This is a genomic window from Pseudomonas sp. SDO52101_S400, assembly GCF_054071635.1.
The window spans coordinates 1-26,218 of the sequence record NZ_JBSVWF010000008.1; the positions used below are offsets into that span (position 1 = coordinate 1).

Annotated in this window: 27 protein-coding genes; 14 read left to right on the plus strand and 13 right to left on the minus strand. The window is 60.5% G+C overall.

The genetic code is table 11. From position 1 onward, the window contains the following. Positions 1-356: 356 nt before the first annotated feature. Positions 357-2,078 carry a bifunctional isocitrate dehydrogenase kinase/phosphatase gene (gene aceK / locus ACW9HX_RS05650; RefSeq protein WP_457379811.1) on the minus strand — a complete coding sequence of 574 codons (1,722 nt, stop codon included), beginning with the start codon at positions 2,076-2,078 and terminating at the stop codon, positions 357-359. Between the two features lie 417 nt (positions 2,079-2,495). On the opposite strand from aceK, the gene ACW9HX_RS05655 reads away from it, so the two are divergent. After that, entirely contained in the window at positions 2,496-4,121 is a 1,626-nt protein-coding gene (locus ACW9HX_RS05655; protein ID WP_457379812.1) for a methyl-accepting chemotaxis protein, read from the plus strand. 84 nt (positions 4,122-4,205) lie between these two features. Continuing rightward, a complete protein-coding gene (locus ACW9HX_RS05660) occupies positions 4,206-5,114 on the plus strand; it encodes a DMT family transporter (protein ID WP_192560042.1) in 909 nt (302 codons plus the stop codon). A gap of 57 nt (positions 5,115-5,171) precedes the next feature. Here the strand turns inward: ACW9HX_RS05660 and ACW9HX_RS05665 are convergent, their stop codons facing one another. Further along, the gene (locus tag ACW9HX_RS05665; protein WP_457379813.1) at positions 5,172-6,035 is read right to left on the minus strand and encodes a DMT family transporter; all 864 of its coding nucleotides are present in this window, start codon (positions 6,033-6,035) and stop codon (positions 5,172-5,174) included. 448 nt (positions 6,036-6,483) lie between these two features. On the opposite strand from ACW9HX_RS05665, the gene ACW9HX_RS05670 reads away from it, so the two are divergent. Both ACW9HX_RS05670 and ACW9HX_RS05675 read left to right on the plus strand, forming a co-directional pair. Further along, a complete protein-coding gene (locus tag ACW9HX_RS05670) occupies positions 6,484-7,029 on the plus strand; it encodes a hypothetical protein (RefSeq protein WP_457379930.1) in 546 nt (181 codons plus the stop codon). Then, positions 7,026-7,226 carry a hypothetical protein gene (locus ACW9HX_RS05675; protein WP_457379814.1) on the plus strand — a complete coding sequence of 67 codons (201 nt, stop codon included), beginning with the start codon at positions 7,026-7,028 and terminating at the stop codon, positions 7,224-7,226. Before ACW9HX_RS05670 ends, ACW9HX_RS05675 begins: the two co-directional genes overlap by 4 nt. A 54-nt stretch (positions 7,227-7,280) precedes the next feature. On the opposite strand, the gene ACW9HX_RS05680 is transcribed toward ACW9HX_RS05675, so the two are convergent. Both ACW9HX_RS05680 and cysK read right to left on the minus strand, forming a co-directional pair. Beyond that, positions 7,281-8,219 (minus strand): aspartyl/asparaginyl beta-hydroxylase domain-containing protein, encoded by a 939-nt coding sequence (locus ACW9HX_RS05680; RefSeq protein WP_457379815.1) that lies wholly within the window; start codon positions 8,217-8,219, stop codon positions 7,281-7,283. A gap of 187 nt (positions 8,220-8,406) precedes the next feature. Then, on the minus strand, positions 8,407-9,381 hold the full coding sequence (cysK, locus tag ACW9HX_RS05685) for a cysteine synthase A (protein ID WP_457379816.1): 975 nt from the start codon (positions 9,379-9,381) through the stop codon (positions 8,407-8,409). 128 nt (positions 9,382-9,509) lie between these two features. Here cysK and ACW9HX_RS05690 point away from each other — a divergent pair, with 128 nt between their 5' ends. The 3 genes from ACW9HX_RS05690 to ACW9HX_RS05700 all read left to right on the plus strand — a co-directional run bounded on the left by ACW9HX_RS05690 (position 9,510) and on the right by ACW9HX_RS05700 (position 12,799). Further along, the gene (locus ACW9HX_RS05690) at positions 9,510-10,586 is read left to right on the plus strand and encodes a DUF748 domain-containing protein (RefSeq protein ID WP_457379817.1); all 1,077 of its coding nucleotides are present in this window, start codon (positions 9,510-9,512) and stop codon (positions 10,584-10,586) included. Positions 10,587-10,762: 176 nt separating this feature from the next. Beyond that, positions 10,763-11,608, plus strand: a complete 846-nt coding sequence (locus ACW9HX_RS05695; protein WP_007911294.1) for an AAA family ATPase — start codon at positions 10,763-10,765, stop codon at positions 11,606-11,608. Between the two features lie 12 nt (positions 11,609-11,620). Next, positions 11,621-12,799, plus strand: a complete 1,179-nt coding sequence (locus ACW9HX_RS05700; protein ID WP_007956512.1) for a vWA domain-containing protein — start codon at positions 11,621-11,623, stop codon at positions 12,797-12,799. A 36-nt stretch (positions 12,800-12,835) separates the two neighbouring features. Here ACW9HX_RS05700 and ACW9HX_RS05705 read toward each other — a convergent pair whose 3' ends face one another. The 4 genes from ACW9HX_RS05705 to ACW9HX_RS05720 form a co-directional block, all read right to left on the minus strand. Beyond that, complete coding sequence (locus ACW9HX_RS05705; protein WP_457379818.1) at positions 12,836-13,750, minus strand: 5-oxoprolinase subunit C family protein; 915 nt, start codon at positions 13,748-13,750, stop codon at positions 12,836-12,838. After that, positions 13,747-14,451 carry a 5-oxoprolinase subunit B family protein gene (locus tag ACW9HX_RS05710; protein ID WP_457379819.1) on the minus strand — a complete coding sequence of 235 codons (705 nt, stop codon included), beginning with the start codon at positions 14,449-14,451 and terminating at the stop codon, positions 13,747-13,749. The genes ACW9HX_RS05705 and ACW9HX_RS05710 overlap by 4 nt, the downstream gene beginning before the upstream one ends. After that, a complete protein-coding gene (locus tag ACW9HX_RS05715) occupies positions 14,448-15,200 on the minus strand; it encodes a 5-oxoprolinase subunit PxpA (protein ID WP_096819376.1) in 753 nt (250 codons plus the stop codon). The genes ACW9HX_RS05710 and ACW9HX_RS05715 overlap by 4 nt, the downstream gene beginning before the upstream one ends. A gap of 61 nt (positions 15,201-15,261) precedes the next feature. Continuing rightward, on the minus strand, positions 15,262-16,602 hold the full coding sequence (locus tag ACW9HX_RS05720; RefSeq protein WP_457379931.1) for an MFS transporter: 1,341 nt from the start codon (positions 16,600-16,602) through the stop codon (positions 15,262-15,264). Positions 16,603-16,694: 92 nt separating this feature from the next. On the opposite strand from ACW9HX_RS05720, the gene ACW9HX_RS05725 reads away from it, so the two are divergent. Next, positions 16,695-17,609, plus strand: a complete 915-nt coding sequence (locus ACW9HX_RS05725; protein ID WP_457379820.1) for a LysR family transcriptional regulator — start codon at positions 16,695-16,697, stop codon at positions 17,607-17,609. Positions 17,610-17,613: 4 nt separating this feature from the next. On the opposite strand, the gene ACW9HX_RS05730 is transcribed toward ACW9HX_RS05725, so the two are convergent. Genes ACW9HX_RS05730 through ACW9HX_RS05740 form a run of 3 tightly spaced genes read right to left on the minus strand, consistent with a single transcriptional unit; the run spans position 17,614 to position 19,464 of the window. Next, positions 17,614-18,156 (minus strand): DUF2937 family protein, encoded by a 543-nt coding sequence (locus ACW9HX_RS05730; RefSeq protein ID WP_457379821.1) that lies wholly within the window; start codon positions 18,154-18,156, stop codon positions 17,614-17,616. A 14-nt stretch (positions 18,157-18,170) separates the two neighbouring features. After that, positions 18,171-18,947, minus strand: coding sequence for a class II glutamine amidotransferase (locus ACW9HX_RS05735; protein WP_003222625.1), 777 nt, complete (start codon positions 18,945-18,947; stop codon positions 18,171-18,173). Positions 18,948-18,963: 16 nt separating this feature from the next. Further along, the gene (locus tag ACW9HX_RS05740; protein WP_457379822.1) at positions 18,964-19,464 is read right to left on the minus strand and encodes an MFS transporter; all 501 of its coding nucleotides are present in this window, start codon (positions 19,462-19,464) and stop codon (positions 18,964-18,966) included. A 99-nt stretch (positions 19,465-19,563) separates the two neighbouring features. Between ACW9HX_RS05740 and ACW9HX_RS05745 the strand changes: the two genes are divergently transcribed. After that, positions 19,564-21,618, plus strand: coding sequence for a S9 family peptidase (locus ACW9HX_RS05745; protein WP_457379823.1), 2,055 nt, complete (start codon positions 19,564-19,566; stop codon positions 21,616-21,618). 108 nt (positions 21,619-21,726) lie between these two features. Further along, entirely contained in the window at positions 21,727-22,200 is a 474-nt protein-coding gene (locus ACW9HX_RS05750; RefSeq protein ID WP_457379824.1) for a cyclic nucleotide-binding domain-containing protein, read from the plus strand. Here ACW9HX_RS05750 and ACW9HX_RS05755 read toward each other — a convergent pair. Next, on the minus strand, positions 22,197-22,481 hold the full coding sequence (locus ACW9HX_RS05755; RefSeq protein ID WP_457379825.1) for a hypothetical protein: 285 nt from the start codon (positions 22,479-22,481) through the stop codon (positions 22,197-22,199). The two genes, ACW9HX_RS05750 and ACW9HX_RS05755, sit on opposite strands and share 4 nt — an antisense overlap. 79 nt (positions 22,482-22,560) lie before the next feature. Here ACW9HX_RS05755 and ACW9HX_RS05760 point away from each other — a divergent pair, with 79 nt between their 5' ends. From ACW9HX_RS05760 to ACW9HX_RS05775, 4 genes are all read left to right on the plus strand, one after another. Further along, a complete protein-coding gene (locus tag ACW9HX_RS05760; RefSeq protein ID WP_457379826.1) occupies positions 22,561-23,247 on the plus strand; it encodes a spermine/spermidine synthase domain-containing protein in 687 nt (228 codons plus the stop codon). A gap of 49 nt (positions 23,248-23,296) precedes the next feature. Next, complete coding sequence (locus ACW9HX_RS05765; RefSeq protein ID WP_007944009.1) at positions 23,297-23,668, plus strand: YajD family HNH nuclease; 372 nt, start codon at positions 23,297-23,299, stop codon at positions 23,666-23,668. Between the two features lie 222 nt (positions 23,669-23,890). Beyond that, positions 23,891-24,361, plus strand: coding sequence for an RNA methyltransferase (locus ACW9HX_RS05770; RefSeq protein WP_007958066.1), 471 nt, complete (start codon positions 23,891-23,893; stop codon positions 24,359-24,361). A gap of 81 nt (positions 24,362-24,442) precedes the next feature. Then, a complete protein-coding gene (locus ACW9HX_RS05775; protein ID WP_457379827.1) occupies positions 24,443-24,820 on the plus strand; it encodes a YgaP family membrane protein in 378 nt (125 codons plus the stop codon). A gap of 134 nt (positions 24,821-24,954) precedes the next feature. On the opposite strand, the gene ACW9HX_RS05780 is transcribed toward ACW9HX_RS05775, so the two are convergent. Then, positions 24,955-26,184, minus strand: coding sequence for a hypothetical protein (locus ACW9HX_RS05780; protein WP_457379828.1), 1,230 nt, complete (start codon positions 26,182-26,184; stop codon positions 24,955-24,957). Positions 26,185-26,218: the final 34 nt, after the last annotated feature.

The following is a 26,218-nucleotide window of genomic DNA, read 5'->3' on the forward strand; positions in this document are numbered from 1 at the left end:
AAAGTGTCCACCATGTCCCCGAACACCTGTCCACCATGTCCCCGGTACATACACCCGGGGGGAGAGGGGACTGATCGGGGGTTGCTCTAGAGCTACGCCGACCTGAAGGAGCCTCACCGAATCCATAATCGCCAAGATCTTTCAGGTCGATGTACAACGCTAAACACCTCGGTCGGCTCCCTCTTCCTCCGGGAGTGTATGTACCAAAGGGAGAGGAGACCGAATGAGTCGACTGCACGAACTCCTCCGAATCCATAATCGCCACGGTCTTTCAGGTCGATGTTTGACCCGAGACACCTCGGTCGGCCCCCTCTCCCTCCGGGAGAGGGCTGGGGTGAGGGCTTGCTTTTTGGGGGTTACTCGTTATCAAGACCCTTGCGCCGATACGGGAAAACATCAATCACTTTCCCCGCCCGAATCGCCTCCTGCAACCCCTTCCAGTAATCAGCGTTGTACAACTCGCCATGCAACTGATCGAACAGTTTGCGCTGCGCTGCATCGGCAAACAGAAACGGCGGAAATTCTTCAGGGAACACATCCAGCGGCCCGATCGAGTACCACGGTTCGGAGGCCATTTCGTCCTCCGGCGTGCGCGGCGCCGGGATGTGGCGGAAGTTGGCTTCGGTGAGGAAGCAGATTTCGTCGTAATCGTAGAACACCACCCGGCCATGGCGGGTGACGCCGAAGTTTTTCAGCAGCATGTCACCGGGGAAAATGTTCGCCGCCGCCAGTTGCTTGATCGCCAGCCCGTAATCCTCCAGCGCTTCGCGCACCTGGGCTTCGTTGGCGTTGTCCAGATAGAGGTTCAGCGGGGTCATCCGGCGTTCGGTCCAGCAGTGGCGGATCAACACGGTTTCGCCTTCCAGCGACACCGTGGACGGTGCGACTTCCAGCAACTCCGCCAGACAGGCCGGATCGAATTTGCTCAGCGGAAAACGGAAGTCGGCGAATTCCTGGGTATCGGCCATGCGCCCGACGCGGTCGACGCTTTTTACCAGTCGGTACTTTTCGATCACCGTGGCGCGGTCGACGTTTTTCGATGGCGAGAAACGGTCTTTGATGATCTTGAACACCGTGTTGAAGCCCGGCAGCGTGAACACGCTCATGACCATGCCGCGCACGCCCGGCGCCATGATGAACTGGTCGTCGGTGTTGGCCAGGTGGTTGATCAGGGCACGGTAGAACTCGGATTTACCGTGTTTGTAGAAACCGATCGAGGTGTACAGCTCGGCGATGTGCTTGCCCGGCAGGATGCGCTTGAGGAAGCCGATGAATTCCGCCGGCACCGGCACATCCACCATGAAATACGAACGGGTGAACGAGAAGATGATCGACACATCGGCCTCGTCGGTGATCAACGCGTCGATCTGAATCCCGCGCCCCTCGCGGTGCAGCAGCGGAATCACCAGCGGCCACTGCTCGTCACGGGTGTAGATGCGCCCCACCAGATACGCGCCCTTGTTGCGGTACAGCACCGAGGAAAACAGCTCGACGCTCAGCTCCGGGTCCTTGCACACCCAGTCCGGCAGGTTCTCGCGCAGTTGCGCTTCAAGCCGCTGCAAATCCCGGGGCAGATCGGCGTAATCCTCACTGAATCGGTAATCGGCAAAGATGCTCGCAAGCATGCCCGACAGCTGCCCTTGCGGTTTGTAGGTACGGGTCTGCGCAGCCCGGGCTCGACGCAGGCTCGGCCGGGTGGTGTGAATGAACATGCAGCCGTCGCTGATCAGATCGTGGCTGAACAACCCGCAGAAAATCGAGTTGTACCAGGTCTCGGAGAGCTCATCGTCGAAGCGCAGGTCGATGATGCTGATATAGGCGCTTTTCACCAGCGGCCAGCAACTGACCTCCATCAACGTGTCCGGCTCGAAATACTCGCGCAGGCGCGCGACAGTTTCGCCGACTTTGTCTTCATACAGGTTGATTCGCGCCGCCGAGGCGGTTTGCGTCTCCTGCCAGCGCGCCTGCTCGAAGCGCTGCCGGGCGCCATCGGTGATCCGCCGGAAGTGCTCGCGGTAATCGTCAAAGCCATCGAGGATCATGCGGGCGATGTCGGTGGCTGGCCATTGCTGCGGCATAGATGAGACCTCTGCGGGAATTGAAGAATCTGTGCTCGAAGGCCTGAGCTTAGCCACGGAACGGCGCGCAGGAGAAGCGCAATTTCTGCCAAATCCTCGACCGGGTTGTACAACGACACAGTTTTTATCAAAGTTTTTTTAATCGACCGTTCGGTCAGTAAACATCACGAACGGCTGTTCCCGCTGCTCGGCGCGAGCCCGTGTTTTCTCTAGGTTTCGGATCCAATTCATCAACGACATCTCTAGTCCGCGTCTTTGCTCGACGCGTTCACTCCTGTCCATTCCCGGAACTGCCGACCACAGACTGGCCTTACCAAGATAGTGGCACTTTGATATACAGCCCGCCATCACCCGCCTCACAACAAGATCCTCGGCCCACGAGGACGACCTCTCCCTCAACGCCCAAGGAGCACATTGATGTCTATCCGGAATCTGCGCATAGGTTTGCGCGCGAGTTTGAGTTTTGCAGTTCTGGCCGGCCTGCTGGTGATAGTTGGCCTGTTCGGTCTGGGCCAGATGAAAACCCTGCGTGAGAGCGCCGCTGTGATCGAAGAATCGTGGATGCCCAGCATCGAAAGCATCCATGACGCGGCGGCGAACATCGCCAGCATCCGCCTCGAATCCCTGCGCTTGATCACCAGCACCCAGGCTGCCGTGCGCGAGCGAAGCAAAGGCATTCTCACGGCGCAGCGACAGGAGCTGCTCAAGCGCCTCGACGACCACAAGGCTCTGCTCGCAAGCGACCAGGAACGGGCAATGCTTGAAGGATTGAGCGCAGACACGGCCAAATACCTGAGCATTCTCGACCAGATCTTCAAACAGATTGATGCCGGGCAAAACGATCAGGCCTATGCGCGCCTGACCAACGAACTGGCGCCCCAGGGCACGGTGCTCGACAAGACTCTGGAGCAAATGATCAGCCTCAATCAGCAAGGCGCGGACGCTGCGGCCGAGTCCGCGGCGGCGATGTACCAGCAGGCGCTGTGGATTGTCGCCACGATCATCGTCATCGCCCTGATTGCCACCTTGTTGCTGGCCTGGCTGCTGACCCGCAGCATCACCGCACCGATCAATCAGGCGCTGAATGTGGCGCAACGCATAGCCTCCGGAGACCTCAGTGGTCGCATCGACAGCGAGGGCCGGGATGAGGCCGCGCAGTTGCTCACCGCGCTGGCTGAGATGCAGGGAAACCTGCGCTCGACCATTCGCGGCATCAGCGAATCGGCCCAGCAACTGGCCTCCGCCGCCGAGGAAATGAGTTCGGTGATGGAACAGAGCACCCGCGGCCTGCAACAGCAAAACGATCAGATCGAGCAAGCCGCGACCGCCGTTACCGAAATGAGCACGGCCGTCGATGAAGTGGCCGCCAATGCAGTGTCCAGCGCTGAAGCATCCGAAGCTTCGAATGAGGACAGCAAGCACGGGCATGTGCAGGTCAGCGAAACCATCAACTCGATTCAGGAACTGGTCAGTGCGGTGCTGGGTGCGTCCGAGCAGGCCGAGGGCCTTGCGACCCAGGCTCAGGACATCAGCAAGGTTCTGGAAGTGATTCGCGGCATCGCCGGGCAGACCAACCTGCTGGCACTCAACGCTGCAATTGAAGCGGCGCGGGCCGGCGAGGCCGGGCGTGGGTTTGCGGTAGTCGCCGATGAAGTCCGCTCGCTAGCGCAACGCACGCAGAATTCCACCGAAGAAATCGAGTTGATGATCAGCAGCATCCAGCAAGGCACCGACGCCACCGTCGGCGCGTTGCAAAGCAGCGCCGAGCAGGCCAGCCAGACCCTGCGCCGGGCCAACAGCGCCGGCCATGCGCTGGAGAAGATCACCGCGTCGATTTCGCAGATCAACCAGCGCAACCTGGTGATAGCCAGCGCCGCCGAACAGCAGGCGCTGGTGGCCCGGGAAGTCGACGAAAATCTGGTGACCATTCGCGACCTGTCGACCCAGACCGCCGCCGGCGCGACCCAGACGTCTGCCGCCAGCCAGGAACTGTCGCGCCTCGCTGTCGACCTGAACGGTCTGGTGACGCGCTTCGTGCTCTGACGGAGAAATTAATTGCCCGTTTAGCGGTTGCCATCGTCAGGGCGCTCGGCAACACTCTCGTCCCCATCAAGGAAGGAGTGACCCGTGAGCCCTGTCGATATTTTCCGCATGTTGTCGCTGGCTGCGATCTGGGGTGCGAGCTTCCTGTTCATGCGCATCATCGCCCCAGTGGTCGGCACCGTTCCGACCGGATTTTTCCGGGTCTCGATCGCGGCGGTCGGTTTGCTGGTGATCCTCGGCCTGATGCGCATCAGCTGGGATTTCAAAGGCAAACTCAAGACCGTGATGATGCTCGGTGTGATCAACTCCGGCGTTCCGGCCACCCTGTATTCCGTCGCCGCCCAGGTGCTGCCGGCCGGGTACTCCGCAATCTTCAATGCCACAACGCCATTGATGGGCGTGTTGATCGGCGGGCTGTTCTTCAGTGAAAAACTCACGGTGGCCAAGCTGGCCGGGGTTTTCCTTGGCCTGCTCGGTGTGGGCGTGCTGACGCGTGCGGGTCCGGTCGCGTTCGACCTGCCGCTGTTGATGGGCGCTGTCGCCTGCCTGCTCGCAACGACCTGCTACGGCTTCGCCGGATTCCTCGCCCGGCGCTGGCTGGATCAGGCCGGCGGGCTCGACAGCCGTCTTTCGGCGCTGGGCAGCATGCTTGGCGCTACCCTGTTCCTGCTGCCACTGTTCGGTTACAGCGTCATCACCCAGCCTCCAGTGAGCTGGGGTGGCTGGAATGTCTGGCTGTCGCTGTTGGGCCTGGGTCTGGGCTGCACCGCGTTCGCGTACATCATTTACTTCCGCCTGCTGAGTTCCATCGGGCCAGTGAAGTCGATGACCGTGACCTTCATGATCCCGCCGTTTGGCGTGCTGTGGGGCGCACTGTTTCTGGATGAGCCGCTGTCGATGGCCCATGTATATGGCGGGGTGTTGATCGCTATTGCGCTATGGCTGGTGTTGAAGCCGGCAGCGGTGAAACCGGTAGAAGTCGCGACTCGCTGATTCGCAGATGCACAAAGGCCCGGGAGTTTCCTCCCGGGCCTTTTTCATGCGCGGCTGCTACGCCGATTTACGGAACACGAACACCAGACCGACGATGATCAACAGCATCCCCAGCACACTCAAAGCGGCCAGACGATTGCCGAAGATCAGATAGTCCATCACCGCCGTCACGGCCGGCACCAGATAGAACAGGCTGGTGACATTCACCAGATTGCCCCGGGCGATCAGTCGGTACAGCAGCAACGTCGCCAGCACCGACACCACCAGTCCCATCCACAGCACCGGCACGATGAAGCCGACACTGTGCTCGAAGTGGAACGGCTGGAACGGCACGAAGATCCCGCACAGCAGCAGACCGGCCAGGTATTGCACCGGTAGCGTGCCGAGGGGATTGTCGGTGATGCGCTTCTGCATGATCGAGCCGAACGTCATGCTCGCCAGCGCCAGCAGACCGAACAGCATCCCCGCCAGCGACACCCCGGCCAGGCCGATGCCCTGGTAGACCACCATGATCAGACCGGCCAATCCCAGCGCCAGACCAAAGATCCGGCTCGCCGAGCGCTGCCGTTCCATGATCACCACCGTGAGGATCGGTTGCACACCCATGATGGTCGCCATCACGCCGGGTGTGACCTTCAGGTCCAGTGCCAGCAGATAGAAGATCTGATAAGCCCCCAACAGCACCACGCCGGTGGCCATCGCATACAGCATCGGCCGGCCGCCCCTGGGCAGTTTCAACTTGAGCAACGGCACCAGCAGCACCAGCCCGCACAGGGCAATCACAAAACGGATCAGCAGAAAGGCAAAAGGCGAAGCGTGGGCAAGCCCCCACTTGGAGAAGATCGCCCCGCTGCTCCACAGCAGAACGAACAGGCTCGTGGACGCAGCCGCGAGCGCGGACTTTTTCGAAAGGACAAACATGAATACCACCTGTAGTCAGGCAAATAGCCAACTCAGCCGAAGCTGAAATTCAGTAGGTTTTTTCAGGCGGGCACAGGGGTCAGCAGAAAACGCTGATCAGCCCGAAACGCCAACGCCCGGCGGTGATACGACTGCGCACACCGGCGTGCTACTGACAGGTGGGGGGTAATGACTGATCTGCACAGGCTGCTGATTCCCGCACGGCACGACGCCAGCGTTGAACGCTGAATCGACTACCGCGTTGATGAGGGATGCAGGCATTGGGCGGATCTTTTTTGAAGGGTTGAAAGGTGAGCCGTAGAACTCACGAGCGCCGACTATAACCAGCCTGTGACATGGATTGCAATGAGTTGGACAAAGGGCCAGTAGCGACAGGATGAGGGCAGGCGCATAGGCTCGTTTGCAATTGCAACGACCATTGATGGGGATATGGAATGCGCGAGATCACATGCCAAGGGAACGGAATCATCTGCGGTATCAGTTGTACAAGTCGCAGGCAAGAAAACTTGCCCGCGCTGCCACTACTCAACTCCAGATTGATCTGGAGATGGCTGGCCCCACAACTCTTGACCTATCGAAAGTACGTTTCGAACCTATCGACTCGTTGGCGCTGAGCGCTTTTGAATGTTGGGAGAGCCCGCACTTTTCATGGGTAGACGTCATTGGATGGAAAGCACGCGAACCTCTCGCTCTCGACATCGCAATCTGGTTTGAATCTGAACTGTGCGGACTTTGCTTTGCCAACCCGAATAAAAGTCGACGACGCATTCGAATCGTACGACTGGAGGGGCGGCCAAGAGAAACACATCCATTGAAGAACCGTGTTGCACCGCTATCCGTTCTGGCAATTGAGCAATACGCCCGCATCATTGGCAGTAGCTCGATCGAGGCTCAAGAACCATTCCAAGGAGCAATACCAATTTACGAACAGCTCGGCTTCGGTCTGGATAGCGATGGTCGCCTTGTCAAAACAGTAGGGAGCCTAGTATTGTGAAAAACGCTCAAATATTGATCAACCAAGGTGGGAATATGCGCAAAGAAATAAAAAAATCCCCCAGAAAGAAAAAAGCGCACGCAATGAAGGGTGAAGCTGATCCGACGGTACTGACAGCCAGTCAACGGCGGCTCCTGCAGATCATTGCAACGGGTACCGCTATCGATGAACCAAGCTTACTCGCTGGCCGTCCCTGATTCAGAAAGCAAAAAACCGCTCAAGTGAGCGGTTTTTCATTTCTGCATCCGGCCTCAACCAAACAGCCAATACCCCAGCAGCGTCAACACCACCACCGCCAGTACCGGCCGCAACACGCGGTAGGCCTTGGGATTGCGGCGTTTCCACTGTTTGACCACGCCGCTGAACTTGTCGCTGAAGTTCTTGCTCCAGGCGTAAGCCTGGTTGATCCCGCCGACACGCTCGTCGTCGAGGTTCTGCGGCGCGGTGGCGCGGCCCAGCCAAGCGCTGATAAAGCGGTTGATGCGAGTCATCAGGCGGTTGCTCAACGGACGCTCGATGTCGCAGAACAGGATGACCCGGGTCTTTTCGGTTTCATTCTTGACCCAGTGCACGTAAGTCTCGTCGAACATCACGTCTTCACCGTCGCGCCAGGCGTAGACCTGACCATCGACGAAGATCCGGCAATCGTCGGAGTTCGGCGTTGAGAGGCCCAGGTGATAGCGCAGGGATCCGGCGAACGGATCACGGTGCGGGTTCAAATGGCTGCCACCCGGCAACAGCGCGAACATCGCGCCCTTGACGTTGGGGATGGCACTGACCAGCGCCACGGTTTTCGGGCACAGGGTTTCGGCCGATGGCAGCGGTTTGTCGTACCACTTGAGGTAGAAACGCTTCCAGCCCTTCTTGAAGAACGAGCCGAAACCGGCATCGTTGTTCTTCTCGGCGGCGCGAATGTAGCCCTCGTCGAACAGGTGCATCGCTTCGTCGCGAATGGTTTCCCAGTTATCGCGCAGCACGTCCAGCTCCGGGAATTTGCTGCGGTCCAGATACGGTTTGGACGGCACGCCGGAGAACAGGTACATCAACGCGTTGTACGGAGCGAACAGCGCCGAATGGTTGACGAACTGACGCAGCACCGGCAAACGCGCCTTGCCGCGCAAATGCACGTAGAGGATGCTGCCCACAAACAGCAGCAACACCGACACCTTGGCGGCTAACGAAAAGGTCATCAACAACTCCTTGAAAAAAGACAACGCCACGCAATGCCACTTACCCGACATGGCGGCCGGCCATGATAAACACTACCGGCTCCGGGAAAAACCCGCCCGACCCAAGATTCAGTGTTAAGAATTGCGCAACAAATCATTAATTAACATAACGATCCTGAACCCTGGCTGACCTGAGTCAACGGGACGCTTACTGCTGGTTTTCCTGATCGGTGAACAAATCGCTGAACAACATGCTCGACAGGTAACGCTCACCTGAGTCCGGCAGCACAACCACGATTGTCTTGCCCTGCATTTCCGGCGTTTCCGCCAGGCGTACCGCAACGGCCATCGCCGCACCGCAGGAAATACCGCACAAGATCCCTTCTTCCTGCATCAGGCGCAACGCCATGACCTTGGACTCTTCGTCGGTCACGCGCTCGACCCGGTCGACCATCGACAAATCCAGGTTCTTTGGTACGAAGCCGGCGCCGATGCCCTGAATCTTGTGCGGGCTCGGCTTGATCTCTTCACCGGCCAGCGCCTGGGTGATCACGGGCGAAGACACGGGCTCCACCGCCACCGAGATAATCGGTTTTCCCGCCGTATTCTTGATATACCGCGACACACCGGTGATGGTTCCGCCGGTGCCAACCCCCGCCACCAGCACGTCGATGGCACCGTCGGTGTCGTTCCAGATTTCCGGACCGGTGGTTTTTTCGTGGATGGCCGGGTTGGCCGGGTTGTCGAACTGGGCCGGCATGAAGTATTTGCCCGTGTCACTGGCTACGATTTCATTGGCCTTTTCGATGGCGCCTTTCATGCCTTTGGCTGGCTCGGTCAACACCAGCTCCGCACCCAGTGCCTTGAGCACCTTGCGCCGTTCGATGCTCATCGAGGCCGGCATGGTCAGCATCAGTTTGTAACCGCGAGCGGCCGCCACAAAGGCCAGGCCGATGCCAGTATTGCCCGAGGTCGGCTCGACGATGGTCATGCCCGGCTTGAGTTTGCCGCTGCTTTCAGCATCCCAGATCATGTTCGCGCCGATCCGGCACTTCACCGAGTAACCCGGGTTGCGACCTTCGATCTTGGCCAGGATGGTCACGCCACGGGGCGCAATGCGGTTGATCTGCACCAGCGGCGTATTGCCGATGGAATGGGCGTTGTCAGCAAAAATACGGCTCATGGCTGGGTCCTTATGCAGCGTTGAATTCAGCTCTCCAAGGTAAGCCTGTTGCCGCTGGCAGTCCAGTCGGGTCGAACGTCTGCTACTGCCGGCAGTCAACCGCTTTACATCGTTCGGGAATTACCGCCATGAAGCGTCGCTACCGCTGGCCGTTGTGGATTTTCGCCACCGTCGTTGTACTGCTGGTCGCCCTGCACATCGCCCTGCCCTATCTCGTGCGCGACTATCTGAATGACAAATTGGCGAACATGGGCGACTACCGCGGGCAGGTCACCGACGTCGACCTGGCCCTGTGGCGAGGCGCCTACAGGATCAACGGACTGAAGATCGTCAAAGTCGACGGCAAGGTGCCGGTGCCGTTCGTCAATGCACCATTGATCGACCTGTCCGTCAGCTGGCATTCGCTGTGGTACGAGCATGCGGTGGTGGCTCAGGTGAAGTTCATCAATCCAGAAGTCAATTTCGTCGATGGTGGCGCCAACAAGCAAAACTCCCAGACAGGTAAGGGCACCGACTGGCGCGCCCAGTTGGGCAAGCTGCTCCCCATCACCCTCGACGAAGTGCAGATCAACGATGGTCGCATCAGCTTTCGCAACTTCAACTCGAAACCGCCAGTGAATATGAACGCTACAAACGTCGAAGCGAGCATTTACAACCTGACCAACGTCGTCGACACCAGGGGCAAGCGCGATGCCCGCTTCGAAGGCAAGGCCTTGTTGCTGGGCCAGGCGCCACTGGAAACCTCCGCCACGTTCGACCCGATGAGTAACTTCGAAAACTTCGAATTCCGCCTGCGTGCCCGCGACCTCGAACTCAAACGCATGAACGACTTCGCCTCGGCCTACGGAAAATTCGACTTCAACGCCGGCCACGGCGACGTGGTTATAGAAGCTCAAGCCAAAAAGGCCCAACTGACGGGCTATATCAAGCCCTTGCTGCGCGACGTTGAAGTGTTCAACTGGCAGCAGGACGTGGAAAACAAGAACAAAAGCATCTTCCGCTCAGTCTGGGAGGCACTGGTCGGCGGTACTGAAACCGTGCTGAAAAACCAGGCCAAAAACCAGTTCGCGACCAAGGTCGAACTCAGCGGCAGCGTCCATCAGCAAGATATAAACGGGTTCGAAGCGTTTTTGCAGATATTGCGCAACGGATTCATTCAGGCATTCAATGCCCGGTATGAACGGCCGAAGCCGGATGCGGGTTAGCGCACTTGTTCAACTGGCCCTCGGCCGAAACTGAGTCAACATGTGACGCCCCATTCAGAGACTGAATAAGCCGTCTGCGTTCACAGTCGACCGGACTGCGCGTTATAGTCGGGCATCCGATTATTTCGCCCCCGCCCTGCCCGATCAGGTCGGCGTTACCGTTCGAGGATTAGCAGATGAAGTTCGAAGGCACCCAGGCCTACGTCGCCACCGATGACCTGAAGCTGGCGGTCAACGCCGCCATCACCCTGGAGCGGCCGCTGCTGGTCAAGGGCGAGCCGGGCACCGGCAAGACCATGCTCGCCGAGCAGCTGGCCGAGTCGTTCGGCGCCAAGTTGATCACCTGGCACATCAAGTCCACCACCAAGGCCCATCAGGGTCTGTACGAGTACGATGCGGTCAGCCGTCTGCGCGACTCGCAACTGGGCAATGAAAAAGTCCACGACGTGCGCAACTACCTGAAGAAAGGCAAGCTCTGGGAGGCGTTCGAGTCCGAAGAGCGGGTCATCCTGCTGATCGACGAAATCGACAAGGCCGACATCGAGTTCCCCAACGACCTGTTGCAAGAACTCGACAAGATGGAGTTCTACGTCTACGAGATCGACGAGACCATCAAGGCCAAGAAGCGCCCGATCATCATCATTACCTCCAACAACGAGAAAGAGCTGCCGGACGCCTTCCTGCGCCGCTGCTTCTTCCACTACATCGCCTTCCCCGACCGCACCACCCTGCAGAAAATCGTCGATGTTCACTACCCGGACATCAAGAAGGACCTGGTCAGCGAAGCGCTGGATGTGTTCTTCGACGTGCGCAAGGTGCCGGGCCTGAAGAAGAAGCCATCGACCTCGGAACTGGTGGACTGGCTGAAACTGCTGATGGCCGACAACATCGGCGAAGCGGTGCTGCGCGAACGCGATCCGACCAAAGCCATCCCGCCGCTGGCCGGTGCGTTGGTGAAGAACGAACAGGACGTGCAACTGCTTGAGCGCCTGGCGTTCATGAGCCGCCGCGGCACCCGCTAAGAGGCTGACGCCATGTTGCTCAACCTGTTCAATGAAATGCGTGCAGCCAAGGTGCCGGTGTCGGTGCGCGAGTTGCTCGACCTGATCAACGCGCTGAAACAGCGCGTGACCTTCGCCGACATGGACGAGTTCTACTACTTGTCCCGGGCGATTCTGGTGAAGGACGAACGGCATTTCGACAAGTTCGACCGTGCGTTCGGCGCCTACTTCAACGGCCTGGAAAAGCTCGACGATCACTTGCAGGCGCTGATCCCCGAAGACTGGCTGCGCAAGGAGTTCGAGCGCTCGCTGACCGATGAGGAACGCGCGCAGATCCAGTCCCTCGGCGGCCTGGACAAGCTGATCGAAGAGTTCAAGAAGCGCCTGGAAGAACAGAAGGAACGCCACGCCGGCGGCAACAAGTGGATCGGCACCGGCGGTACCAGCCCGTTCGGCTCCGGCGGTTTCAACCCGGAAGGCATCCGGGTCGGCGATGCCGGCAAGCGCCAGGGCAAAGCGGTGAAAGTCTGGGATCAGCGCGAGTACAAGAACCTCGACGACTCCGTGGAGTTGGGCACCCGCAACATCAAGGTCGCCCTGCGCCGCCTGCGCAAATTCGCTCGCCAGGGCGCGGCGGAAGAACTGGACATCGACGGCACCATCGACCACACCGCCAAGGATGCCGGCCTGCTGAACATCCAGATGCGCCCGGAACGACGCAACACGGTGAAGCTGTTGCTGCTGTTCGACATCGGCGGCTCGATGGATGCCCACGTGAAGATCTGCGAGGAACTGTTCTCGGCCTGCAAGACCGAGTTCAAGCATCTGGAGTACTTCTACTTCCACAACTTCATTTATGAATCGGTGTGGAAGAACAACATGCGCCGCACCTCCGAGCGCACGTCGACCCAAGACCTGCTGCACAAATACGGCGCTGACTACAAAGTGATTTTCATCGGTGACGCGGCGATGGCGCCTTATGAAATCACCCAGGCCGGCGGCAGCGTCGAGCACTGGAACGAAGAGCCTGGCTACGTGTGGATGCAACGCTTCATGGAGAAGTACAAGAAGCTCATCTGGATCAATCCGTACCCGAAAGACACCTGGGGCTACACCTCGTCGACCAATATCGTGCGTGATTTGATCGAGGATCAGATGTATCCGCTGACGTTGCGCGGGCTCGAAGAAGGGATGCGGTTTCTATCCAAGTAATCCGCAATGGCTCCCCCGCCATCGGCGGGGGAACGATCAAAAGCGCTTCAGATACTCGACATGCTCCCGGTGCGCGATGTCCTGCACCACCGGGCGCAATCTGACCTTCGCCCCCGGCAGACACTGCGCCAATCGAGCCAGTGCCAACGGCGTCAACGCGCCCAATCGCGGGTAACCGCCAATGGTCTGCCGATCATTGAGCAACACGATCGGCTGTCCGTCCGGCGGCACCTGTACCGCGCCCAGTGGAATGCCCTCGGATATCATCGGCTTGCCCTGATACTGCAAAGCCGTCCCCAACAACCGAATACCCATGCGGTCGGCACGACTGTCCAGCGTCCAGGCACTGTTGAATGCATCGAACAGGCTCTGCCCGCTGAACTGACCGATCTGCGCGCCGAGCACCAGATCGAGCGGCGCGTCGAGGCGCAGGTCCGGCCGATGCTGTGCCGGCACTTCACGCACCAACAGCGTTTCACCCTGATAACTCAGCGAAGCGCCCTTGGCCAATGGCAAGCCAAAACCATCGAGACCGCCGAGCTCTTCACGTACCACAGTGGCGCTGCTGCCCAGCACTTTCGGCGCACTGAAACCGCCGGGCGCCGCCAGATAGGCCCGCGCCCCCAGCAACGGCTGGGTGAACCGCAAGGTCTGCCCTTTGCGCAGTTTGAAGCTGCGCCACGGCGCCAGCGCCTCGCCGTCGATCTGCGCGCCAAGATCGGCGCCAGCCAACGCCAGCAAGCAATCTTCTTCAGCCACCACCGTAAACCCGCCGAGGGTGATTTCGATCACCGGCAAGTCCAGGCCATTGCCCAGCAGCCAGTTGGCCCAGGCCATCGAACGCCAGTCCGCCGCGCCGCCCTGTGTTACACCCAGATGGCGCACGCCAAACCGCCCGGCGTCCTGCAACAGGCACAGCGGCGTGCTCGCCTTAATCGTCAGTCGGCTCATGCCTGGGCCTCCAGAGGCGTGTCGTCACCGCCCAGCCGGATGAACTCGGCATGGCTCACCGCTTCGAAACGCACGGTATCGCCAGGCTGCATGAGGCTGTAGCCATCGCGCTCACGGTCGAACAGTTTTGCCGGCGTGCGACCGATCAGATTCCAGCCTCCGGGAGACACCACCGGATACGCGGCCGTCTGCCGCTCGGCGATGCCGACACTGCCGGCGGCGACTTTCTTGCGTGGGGTATTCAGACGCGGTGCCGCGAGGACTTCTTCGACCAGCCCCATGAAGGCAAATCCCGGTGCAAAACCAAGAGCGAACACCTGGTATTCCCGGGCGCTGTGGCGGCGGATCACTTCTTCCACCGCCAGCCCGCTGCGTTGTGACAGCAAACTCAACTCCGGGCCGACACTCAAGTCGTACCACACCGGCAGCACATGGCACTGGCCACCGGTTCGCACATTCGGCGACAGGTCGATCAAGGCTTCGGCGATCAATTCCCGGGCCTGACTCGGATTCAATTCGGTCAGATCGTAATGCACCATCAACGTGGTGTACGACGGCACCAGATCGATCAGATGCTCGCCGAACACTGTGCGCAGTCGCTCGCTGGTGGCGAGCATCCAAGGCATGTTGGTTTCGGCGATTTCATCGAACAGACGCAGCATCAGGCAATCCAGTGCCACCACTTCCACCCGCGGATTCATGGCGCGCTCTGCTCGTTCAAGGCCTGACGAATGCGCTGCACGGCCGCAACCGAACTGGCGTTGTCGCCGTGTACGCACAAGGTGTTGGCTTGCAGGTGCAACGCGCTGCCGTCGCTGGCGGTGAGGTTGTCGCCCCGGGCGATGGTTAGTGCTTGACCGATGATGGTTTCGGCGTCGTGATGCACCGCGCCCGGCAGTTGCCGCGAGACCAGTCGGCCGGCGCTGTCGTAGGCGCGGTCAGCGAAGGCTTCGAACCACAGAGTCACGCCGTATTCGTCGCCAAGCTGTTGCGCCGCTGTGTTGTCGCGGGTGGCCATCAGCATCAGCGGCAAGCTGCGGTCGTAAGCCGCGACGGCCTGAATCACCGCCCGCAACTGCGCCGGGTTGGCCATCATGTCGTTGTACATCGCGCCGTGGGGTTTGACGTAACTGACTTTGCCACCCTGGGCACGGCAAATGCCGTCGAGGGCACCGATCTGGTAATGCAGGATGTCTTGCAGTTCCTGGGCGGTATAAGCCATGGAGCGCCGACCGAAACCCACCAGATCCTGATAGGCCGGATGCGCGCCGATCTGCACGCCGTGGCTCAGGGCCAGGCTGACGGTCTTGCGCATGATGCTCGGGTCGCCGGCGTGGAAACCGCAGGCAATGTTGGCGCAATCGATGAAGGGCATGACTTCCGCGTCCAGACCCATGGTCCAGTTGCCGAAGCTCTCGCCGATGTCACAGTTCAATAGCAGGCGGCTCACGGTGAACACTCCTGTAGCTGTTATCTTTTTGTGCTGTAGGACAGTTGTCGCAGGTTATCAGTTACTGCGCGTCCAGTTGCTTGCCACGGGTTTCCGGCAGACTCAATGCCGCAAGAATCACCACGCCGTAGGACACTGCCGCAAAGGCACCGATGCCTACGCTCAGCGGTACTTTCTGGCTGAGCAGCCCGATCAGCAGCGGGAACATCGCCGCCAGCGCCCGGCCGATGTTGTAGCAGAAGCCCTGCCCCGAACCGCGAATCCGCGTCGGGAACAACTCGGTGAGAAACGCGCCCATGCCGCTGAAAATCCCCGAGGCGAAGAAGCCCAGTGGAAAGCCCAGCCACAGCATCACGCCGTTGCTGACCGGCAACTGCGTATAGAGCAGAACAATGGTGAACGAGCCGACCGCGAACAGGATGAAGTTCTTCTTGCGACCCAGCAGGTCAGTCAAATAGGCGCTGATCACGTAACCGACGTAGGAACCAACAATCACCATCGCCAGATAACCGCCAGTGCCGAGTACGCTCAAGCCACGTTCGTTCTTCAGAAAAGTCGGCAGCCAGGAGGTGATCGCGTAGTAACCGCCAAGAGCGCCGGTGGTCAGCAACGAGGCGCGGAATGTGGTGAAGAGCATGCCGGGGGCGAAGATCTCGTAGAACTTCGACGGGCTTTCCGGAGTTTGCCTGGCCTTGGCTTCGCGGTAGATCTCCGGATCTTTCACCAGACGGCGGACGAAAATCACGAACACCGCCGGCACGATGCCAAGGATGAACAATGCGCGCCAGGCATCTTCCGGTGGCAGCACCGAGAACAGCAACGCGTAGAGAATCGCCGTCAGTCCCCAGCCCAAGGCCCAACCGGATTGCACCATGCCCACCGCTTTACCGCGATCCTTGGCCCGGATCACTTCACCGATCAGCACCGCGCCGGCGGTCCATTCGCCACCGAAACCGAAGCCCATCAAGGTGCGGGCGATCAGTAATTGCTCGTAGTTCTGGGCGAAGCCGCAGAGGAAGGTGAAAAACGCAAACCACAACACCGTCAGTTGCAAAGTGCGCACGCGGCCGATGCGGTCGGAGAGAATCCCCGCCACCCACCCGCCAATGGCCGAAGCGATCAGGGTGCTGGTGTGGATCAGGCCGGCTTCGCCGGTGGTGATGCCCCACATTGCGATCAGGGTAGGGACCACGAAGCTGAGCATCTGGGTGTCCATGCCGTCCAGACCGTAGCCGATCTTGCAGCTCCAGAAGGTGCGGCGCTCCTGCTGATTGATGTTGCGATACCAGTCGAACGGGCCGGGACGCACCGTTGCCTTGGGTAAGTCGAGGGTGTCGGGAGCACTCATGGCAAATCTCCGCAGTTTTTTATTGGTCTTGTTCGTAGCCCCGACGACGCCTATCGTGGGGGCCGGATGCGTCGATTTTTGGGTGCGTCACCCGGTCGCGTCCAACGAATAAAAACCCGCCCAAGCCATAAGAAAAATTTGTTGCCATGAACCTGAAGTTTCTCGAGACCTTTGTCTGGGTCGCCCGGCTGAAGAGTTTTCGCCTGACCGCCGACAAGCTGTTCACCACCCAGGCCTCGATCTCCAGCCGGATCGCGGTGCTGGAAGGCGAGCTTGGGGTGAAGCTGTTCCTGCGCGATTCACGCGGCGTCAGCCTGACGCCCGAAGGCCTGAAAGTGCTGGAATATGCCGAGCAGATGCTCGACACGATGCAGGCGCTGAAGCAGTCCATCGAGACCCGGTCGAGCAAGGTCGGCCGGGTGCGCATCGGGGTGATGGACACGGTGATTCACACCTGGCTCAGCCCGTTGGTGGCGCAGATGACCGATCTGTACCCACGGGTGGAAATCGAACTGGTGGCGGATACGTCGCTGAACCTCTGCGATCAGCTGCAAAAAGGCTTTCTCGATCTGATCCTGCAAACCGACCTGGTGCGCCATGAAAGCGTGCGCAGCCTGGAACTGGCCAGCCACCCCATCGGCTGGATCGTCGCCAGCAACTCGATCTACAACCGCGATTACCAAAGCCTCGCCGACCTGGCGCAGGAACGGATCATCACCTACTCGAAAAACTCCCGGCCGCATCAGGACATTCTGGCGCTGATGCAGGCCCAGGGCGTGCTGGCGCCACGTTTGAACTGTGTGAATTCAGTGTCGGCGATCACCCGGTTGTTGCGTGACGGCTTCGGTATTGGCGCACTGCCGCCAGTGCTGGTGGCCGAGGAACTGGCGCGGGGCGAACTGACCCTGCTCGATATCGAACAGCGTCCGCCGAACTTGCAGGTCGTGGTGTCTTGGCGGGTGGGTGTGGAATGGGTCGAGGAGATTGTGACGCTGTGTCGACAAGTGCTGGAGGGGTACGCGCAGAAAATGGGCGAGAACTACGTCGTCCTCGCCCCTTGATCAGTTAGAGCCCGCGCACATCCCGGTCTTCGATCGGCCGGCTCTGGCGCAGGCGCTTGCCGCCCAGCACCACCCAGTCGATCAGACGGAACAGGCATTCGAGACCGAACGACAGCAGCATCGCACCGCTCATGCCCCAGATCATTGCCTCAGGCGTCAACAGAATCTGGTAGCTGTAGCCGTTCCAGGTCTCCTTGCGGATATCCGGATCAGCGGCCAGCGCCACTTGCAGCACACGGATGTACCACGGGCCCTGCATCGCCTGGAACTGCTTATCCAGCGCGGTCTGACGCGCGAGCAAGGTGCTCAGGCTGTCGGCATCGCTGCGAAAAACCGGGTCTTCACTGGCGCGATAATGGCCGACCAGCGCCTGCAGATCCCCCTTGAAAAACTGCTCGGCGGTGCCCTGAAAGCCGCGCAGACCGGTCTGTGCCTCGATCAGATGCGCTTCGACCCGCTTGGCGTAATCGTTGATGAATCCCGGCACCTGGACACCAATCAACAGGCCCGCCGCAAACAACACCAGCCGTAGATAACTGAGCAACATCGAGGAGAGATCCTTTATTCGGTCGTGCCTTGGCTGACGCATTCGCCGCGTCGCCACAGGCTCCATTGGCCCGGTTCATAGCGGGTCCAGGTTTCGTTTTCGGTCAAGGGTTCGGTGGCAATCACCGTGACCACGTCGTTGGGCGTGGTTTCCGCCTGGAAATCGACGATCACATCGACGTCCTTGAGCCGCGCCGGGCCGAACGGGGCGCGGCGGGTGATCTGCGCAAGTTTGGTCGAGCAATAGCAGAACAGCCAGTCGCCGTCGCTGAGCAGGCAATTGAACACGCCTTTGCTGCGGTATTCGGCGCAAGCGGCGACCAGATCCGGCAGCAGCACCTCTATATCGACCGGTTCCGGAAACGCTGCACGCACGCGGTTGAGCAAATCGCAGAACGCCGCTTCGCTGTCGGTATCCCCGACCGGGCGGTAGAAACTCTTGATCGGGGTGAAGTCGGCAAGCTGGCCATTGTGCGCGAAGCACCAGTTGCGCCCCCACAGTTCGCGGACGAACGGGTGGGTATTGGACAGGCAGACCTTGCCGACGTTGGCCTGACGGATATGACCGATCACCACTTCGCTCTTGATCGGGTAACGCTGCACCAGATTGGCGACTTCCGATTCGCAGCTGGCCGCCGGGTCCTGGAACAGCCGTAACCCGCGACCTTCATAGAACGCGATGCCCCAGCCGTCACGGTGCGGGCCAGTGCGACCGCCGCGCTGCATCAGCCCGGTGAAGCTGAACACGATATCGGTCGGCACGTTCGCGCTCATGCCCAATAGTTCACACATGTGCGGACTCTCGTGATTACAGACGCGGCTCGACGCGCATGCGCTGCGGGTTGTTCGGCAACGGTGGACGGCCGTAACGATCGTCGCCTGCACCGCCGAACGGTTGATCGCCATCGCGCTCGTCTTCGGCCCGGGCGGCTGCACGAGCGGCTTCGGCCTGCTCCTTGCGAGCGTTCGAGGCGCGTTCGATCGGGAAGCGGATCAACACGAAAATCAGGTACAGGCCGAACGCGATCATGGCGTACATGAGCAATTCGGAAATCGCACGAAAGGCGTTGTTGCCCACCTTGAACGCCAGATCCAGTGCCGTGATGGCGATGGACGGGGCAAATTTTTCCTTCACTGGGTCGATGATGGTCGGGCTGAACAGCAGCACCGCCATCAGCACACGCAGCGGCTCGCGCAGCCAGCGCCACATCCAGCGGGTCATGCGCATCCATACCAACAGGCAGCCCACGGCGGCAAAGGCGTAGAGGCCCCAGGCGATCAGATAGTCGTTCTCGGTCATGGTGTCCATGGCAAGGCAGGCAAAGAGGCGCTTATAGTAACGACTTTTCGCACATCAGGCTTCCCCGCCGTCCGTGCGGTCCTCATTTGTCATGTTCGAGAGCCCTCCATGCCCGTATCCGCCAACGTCACCAGCGCCCCGATTGCCCACCAGGATGCCGGTCACGACCCGTATGCCTGGCTGCAGGAACGCGACACCGACGCGGTGCTCGACTACCTCAAGGCCGAAAACGACTATCAGCAGGCGCAGACCGCCGATCAGGCCGAATTGCGCGAAACCCTGTTCGAAGAGATCAAGGGCCGGATTCTCGAAACCGACCTGTCCCTGCCGTCACCGTGGGGCCCGTATCTGTATTACACCCGCACCACGGCGGGTGACGAATACCCCCGCCACTACCGCTGCCCGCGTCCGTCCGACGACAGTCTGACCCTCGACGAAAGCCGCGAACAGCTGCTGCTCGACCCGAACGCCCTGGCCAATGGCGGCTTTTTCTCCCTCGGCGCGTTCAGCATCAGCCCGGATCACCAGCGCCTGGCCTACAGCATCGATGCCTCGGGCGACGAGATTTACACGCTGTTCGTGAAGGAACTGTCCAGCGAGCGTGTCAGTGAACTGGAATTCCAGGACTGCGACGGCAGCATGACCTGGGCCAACGACAGCCTGACCCTGTTCTTCAGCACGCTGGATGACACCCATCGTCCGCACAAGCTGTTCCGCTACCGCCTCGACGGCACCGCTGCCGAAGAGGTGTTCCACGAGCCGGACGGGCGTTTCTTCCTGCATTGCTACCGCGCCAGCTCCGAACAGCAATTGCTGCTTTCCCTGGGCAGCAAGACCACCAGCGAAGTCTGGGCGCTGGATGCCAATCAGCCGCACCAGCCATTCACCTGCCTGGCGCCACGGGTAGAAGATCACGAATACGACGTCGACCACGGCAAGCTCGACGGCGAATGGACCTGGTTCATCCGCACCAACCGTGACGGCATCAACTTCGCCCTGTATCAGGCGCCAGACACCGGTATTGCACCGAGCGAAGCCGACTGGCAGAACCTGATCCCCCACAGCGACTCGGTGATGCTCGATGGCGTGACCCTCAACGCCGAAGCTCTGACCCTGAGCCTGCGCGAAGGCGGTTTGCCGATCATCGAAGTTCGCCCACACGGTCTGGCGCCTTATCGCGTGCAATTGCCGGACGCGGCCTACAGCCTCTATGTGCAAAACAGCCTGGAGTTCGAAAGCGACCGTATCCGCCTGCGCTACGAGGCGTTGAATCGTCCGGCTCAGGTTCGGCAATTGATCCTCGCCACCGGCGCGCAGGAAGTGCTCAAGGAAACCCCGGTACTCGGCCAGTTCGACGCCGACGCCTACGTCAGCCAACGCCTGTGGGCCAGCGCACCGGACGGCACGCTGGTGCCGATCAGCCTGGTGATGAAGCGGGAAATGGTCGGCAAACCGGTGCCGCTGTACCTCTACGGTTACGGCGCCTACGGTTCAAGCCTTGACCCGTGGTTTTCCCACGCCCGCCTGAGCCTTTTGGATCGCGGCATGGCATTCGCCATCGCCCACGTGCGCGGCGGCGGTGAACTGGGCGAAGCCTGGTATCGCGCCGGCAAGCAGGAACACAAGCACAACACCTTCAGCGATTTCATTGCCTGCGCCGAATTCCTGATCCTCAACGGCATCACCACCGCGCCACAACTGGCGATCAGCGGTGGCAGCGCCGGCGGTTTACTGATCGGCGCGGTGCTCAACCAGCGTCCGGAGCTGTTCGGCGTGGCGATTGCCGAAGTGCCGTTCGTCGATGTGCTCAACACCATGCTCGACCCGGATCTTCCACTGACCGTCACCGAATACGACGAGTGGGGCAATCCCGAGGAGCCGGACGTCTACGAGCGGATCAAGGCCTACGCGCCGTACGAAAACGTCACCGCGCAGGACTATCCCGCGACGCTGGTGATCGCCGGCTATAACGACAGCCGCGTGCAGTACTGGGAAGCGGCCAAGTGGGTGGCGAAATTGCGCGCGACCAAGACCGACGACAACCCGCTGCTGCTCAAGACCGAACTGGGCGCCGGCCATGGCGGCATGAGTGGTCGTTATCAGGGATTACGTGACGTAGCCCTCGAATATGCATTTGTTTTCAAGGTTCTGGGCATCGCCTGAGGAACTCCGCCGGTCAGTCAGGTCTTAATTCCGGGCACCGGGAGCCGATAAGCAGATCGGCCCCCGGTGGCGAGCCTGCCACCCGACACAACAAAAAGACCGCACGACATGTCAGAACCGACTCTACTGAACAACGAAATCCGCGACTGGCTGATGGACTGCGGCCTGTTCGATCAATTGCAACTGGCGGATTTTGCCGCCGCTTCGGGCTACTTCAGCATCAGCACCGTGGCCGAAGGCGAAGCGATCTTTCGCGAAGGCGATGCCGGCAGTTTCATGTGCATCATCCACACCGGCCAGGTGGCCGTGCAGAAAACCGGCAACGACGGTCAGGTCGTGACCATGGCCACCCTGCGCAGCGGCCGCGCGTTCGGCGAAATGGCCGTGCTGGATGGCGAACGCCGTTCTGCGACTTGCGTGGCGGCGAGCAACTGTCAGTTGCTCAACCTCGGCAAGGATTCGCTGGAAAAAATGCTCAACGACGCGCCGAAAATCGCCGCCAAGATCATCCGTGCCCTCGCCGTTTCCCTGTCCAAACGCCTGCGCATGGCCGACGGCCAACTGGCGGCGCAGCAGATCTAGCCGCCGGGAGATTTGGCTTTGCCGTCGCTGGGTTCGATACCCGGCACCGGCTGATCCTTGGACGGCGGGCTGGGCATCTCGATCGGCACCAGCGGTGGCCCGCCACTGCCGGAACCGCTCTTGGGAATTGGTACCGGACTGATTTGCGGATACGGCGTTGGCGTCGCGGTGCCGGGCGAACCCGGTTGCGGCGTCGGGCTGACGGGAATCGTCTGTTGGGCCTGCACTGCAGTTATCGAGAGCGCGGCCAGGGTAATGACCGTTAGAATGGTGCGCTTCATCAAGGGCTCCGTTGGCCTGAAGTCTGCGTTCAGGCTACTCCCAACGCGCCTGCTTGCCTTCCCCTCTTTAGAGATTTCCATGAAACGTTTCGTTCTGCTCGACACCACGCCGATCCCTGAAAACGGCGGAGCCCTGTGCCTGTTCGAGTATGGCGAGGACTTTGTCATCAAGATCCAGGGCGGCGACGGCGGGCAATTGATGAATACCCGCATGCACGGTTCCGAAGACGCGCTGGCCGAGATCCCGTGCCGCAAGGTCGCCGGCCGGCCGAACTCGCGGGTGCTGATCGGCGGGCTTGGCATGGGCTTCACCCTGGCCTCCGCACTCAAACATCTGGGCAAATCCGCCGAAGTGGTGGTCGCCGAACTGGTGCCCGGCGTGGTCGAGTGGAATCGCGGCCCGCTCGGTGAAAAGTCCGGGCGCCCGCTGCTCGATCCGCGCACGGTGATCCGTCAGGAAGACGTGGCCAAGGTGCTGCAAAGCGAGCCGAACGGTTTCGACGCGATCATGCTCGACGTCGACAACGGCCCCGAAGGCCTGACCCAGAAGGCCAACAGCTGGCTGTATTCCGCCGCTGGCCTCGCCGCGTGCGCCAAGGCGATGCGGCCCAAAGGTGTGCTGGCGGTGTGGTCGGCCAGCGCCGACCGGCAGTTTTCCGACAAATTGAAGAAAGCCGGTTTCAAGGCCGAGGAAGTGCAGGTCTTCGCCCATGGTAACAAGGGCACCCGCCACACGATCTGGATTGCCGAGAAGCTCAAGGGCTGAGCTAAACTTGCGTCATAACCGTCATTAGTCTTTCTGCAAAGGTGAACCCATGAGTTCGTCCACCCCGACCAACACTTCGAAGCTGGATCGCATCCTCGCCGATAACCAGCGCGACAAGGAAATGGGCTACCGCGACAAGGCCCTGAAGATGTACCCGCATGTGTGCGGCCGCTGCGCCCGTGAGTTTTCCGGCAAGCGCCTGAGCGAGCTGACCGTGCACCACCGTGACCACAACCACGACAACAACCCGCAGGACGGTTCCAACTGGGAACTGCTGTGCCTGTACTGCCACGACAACGAACACTCGCGCTACACGGATCAGCAGTACTTCGGCGAAGGCTCCCTGAGCACGCCGAAAATCGCCAAGGCCACGCACAATCCGTTTGCGGCGTTGGCCGGCCTCATGAAAAAAGAAGACTGACCATCTTCATTGGCCACACCGGCCTCTTCGCGGGCGAGCCCGCTCCCACAGGTTTCTCTGGCGTACTCAGAATTTGTGAACGATCGAGATCACTGTGGGAGCGTGCTTGCCCCGGGCGGCGATCCGACGAATGGGCCGGGACAGACACCGCAAGTCTTGAATCTGCCCGCCCTCCCCCAATCCCCGTATAATCGCCCTCTTTTTCCCGAAGGCACCCCGCTCGTGGCAGACAAACGGTACAGCTGCATTGGTTTGTATAACCCCAAATCACCGGAAAACGTCGGTTCGGTGATGCGCGCCGCAGGCTGCTACGGCGTGTCGACCGTGTTCTACACCGGCAAGCGCTATGAACGCGCCGCCGATTTCGTCACCGACACCAAGCGCGTGCACTACGACATCCCGCTGATCGGCATCGATGACCTGAAAAAGATCCTGCCGCTCAATTGCGTACCCGTCGCCGTGGAACTGGTCGATGGCGCCCGCCCGCTGCCGGAATACACGCATCCGGATCGCGCCCTGTACATCTTCGGCCCCGAAGACGGCTCGCTGGATCAAGAGATCCGCGACTGGTGCGAAGACGTCGTGTACATCCCGACCACCGGTTGCATGAACCTCGCCGCCACGGTCAACGTCGTGCTTTACGACCGCATGGCCAAAGGGCTGAACACCCGCTCCGGGCCGAAATTCCGCTGAAACGCCGCACATCCGATGGAACGAGCTGACCGCCCACGCAGTCAGCTTGTTTATCCATTACTCATTGCCTGGAGAAAGATCATGACCGAGCTCAAACGCGTCGAGCGTATCGAATCCACCCCGTTCCAGACCCGTTCCGAGCAGAACGTCGAAGGCTGGGAGCGCATCGGCTCGCTGGCCGGCGGCGTGATCATGGTCGGCAAGGGCCTGCGCCGTGGCGGCGTGTTCGGTCTGATTCAGGTGGCGATTGGCGGCGTGGCCATGGCCCGTGGCATCACCGGCCACAGCTCGGTGAAAAGCCTGCTGGAGAAAAGCCGTCAGGACATGAACAACGTGCGCACGAAGATCGAGCGCGCGGGTGAAGAGCTGAGCAAGCTGAAAGCCAATGCCGAAGCGGCGACCAGAACCGCCACCGTGACCGGCAATGATTCGGTGAAATCACCGAAGACCGGGGTTTGAGCCTGAATTTGCGTTGAGGCGTCTGGCCTCTTCGTCGGATCGCCGCCCGGAGCAAGCGCGCTCCCACATTGAACCGCTCTACGTCAGTTGTAATGCGATCACATGTGGGAGCGGGCTTGCTCGCGAAGGCGGTATTACTGCAATAAAGCGGTATCGAGGACCTTGGACGACTCGCCGATGACACTCTCGGCGAGTTGCACAAACGCTTTGGTATCCACCGTCCCCAAATGCATCGCCCCGCGCAGCACATCATCCAGCGAGCGCTTGTTGCGGGTCTTCAGACGGATCTCGCGATCCAGTTCCTGTAACAGCAAAACCGCTTTGGACACCTGCGCCGGGTTGATCTGCTCGCCACGCAGTGTGCTGACCTTCTGGCTGTCCTTGGCCAGTTTCACCTGCAATGCCTGATAACGCTCATCGCTCATGCCCCCGGCGCGGCGCACCAGCTCGACGGCGTAATACTCGGCAAACCCTTCCTTGATCCAGTCACTGCGCTGCTCGTCGTTGATCCGACCGAACACCTGCGCCAGCTCGCGAACCAAGGGGCTGCTACCGCTTTCGCTGACCAGCGGCAACCGCGTGTTGAGGTAGATCGATTCCCGCGCCGCCAGGCTGCCGCGCCACATCGGGTCGTTGGCGCCGACGATCAGCAGTTTGGTCGGGTGGCGGGGAAACACGGCTTGCACCTGCGGCCAGACAAACGTCAGCAGCGTCAGCACGTCCATCCGGCGCATGCCCTGCCCTTGGGGCGAAGCCACCGTCACTTCGGTTTCACCCAGCCGCGTGCGACGGCTGCCGAGATGGCCAGCGAGCATCCAGCCCGTTGGCCGGTCGAACAGACGGGACGGATTGTCGATGCGGAACTTGTTCTTGCCGATGCGCGGCCACGCGGTTTCGACGCTTTTCCAGCCGTCGGGCAATTCGAAATGCAGGCGCGAAACCAGTTCGGTGCCGTCCTGCTGATCGAGCTTGGCCGGCGGCACCAGTTCATCGCCGCGCATCAATGCCCAGGTCGGGATCATGCGCGTATCGAAACTGCCGTTCTTGCGGCTCTGGCTGATGCGCACGCGGTAGGTCAGGCTGGCCTTGTCTGCCGACGGGCGCCACACACCGCGAGCCTGTTGGCCTGGCGTCAGCTGCCATTGGCCGTCAGCCTTGAAATCGCTGTAGTGGCTGCCGTCGCCAAGGTCGAAATCCAGGCTGCGCACGGCCTCGCCCCTGGCCAGGGTCAGGCGCACTTCCGCCTGATCGCTTTGCGGCAAAAGACGCACGTGGTAATCCAGATCGACCTTCTTCGCCGCCCACACCGGCGCGCTCAGCATCAGCAGTCCGACGATCAGCGTCCGGCGCAACTCCACAGCCATACACACTCCTTGCTGAAAATCGATCCTCGAGGCT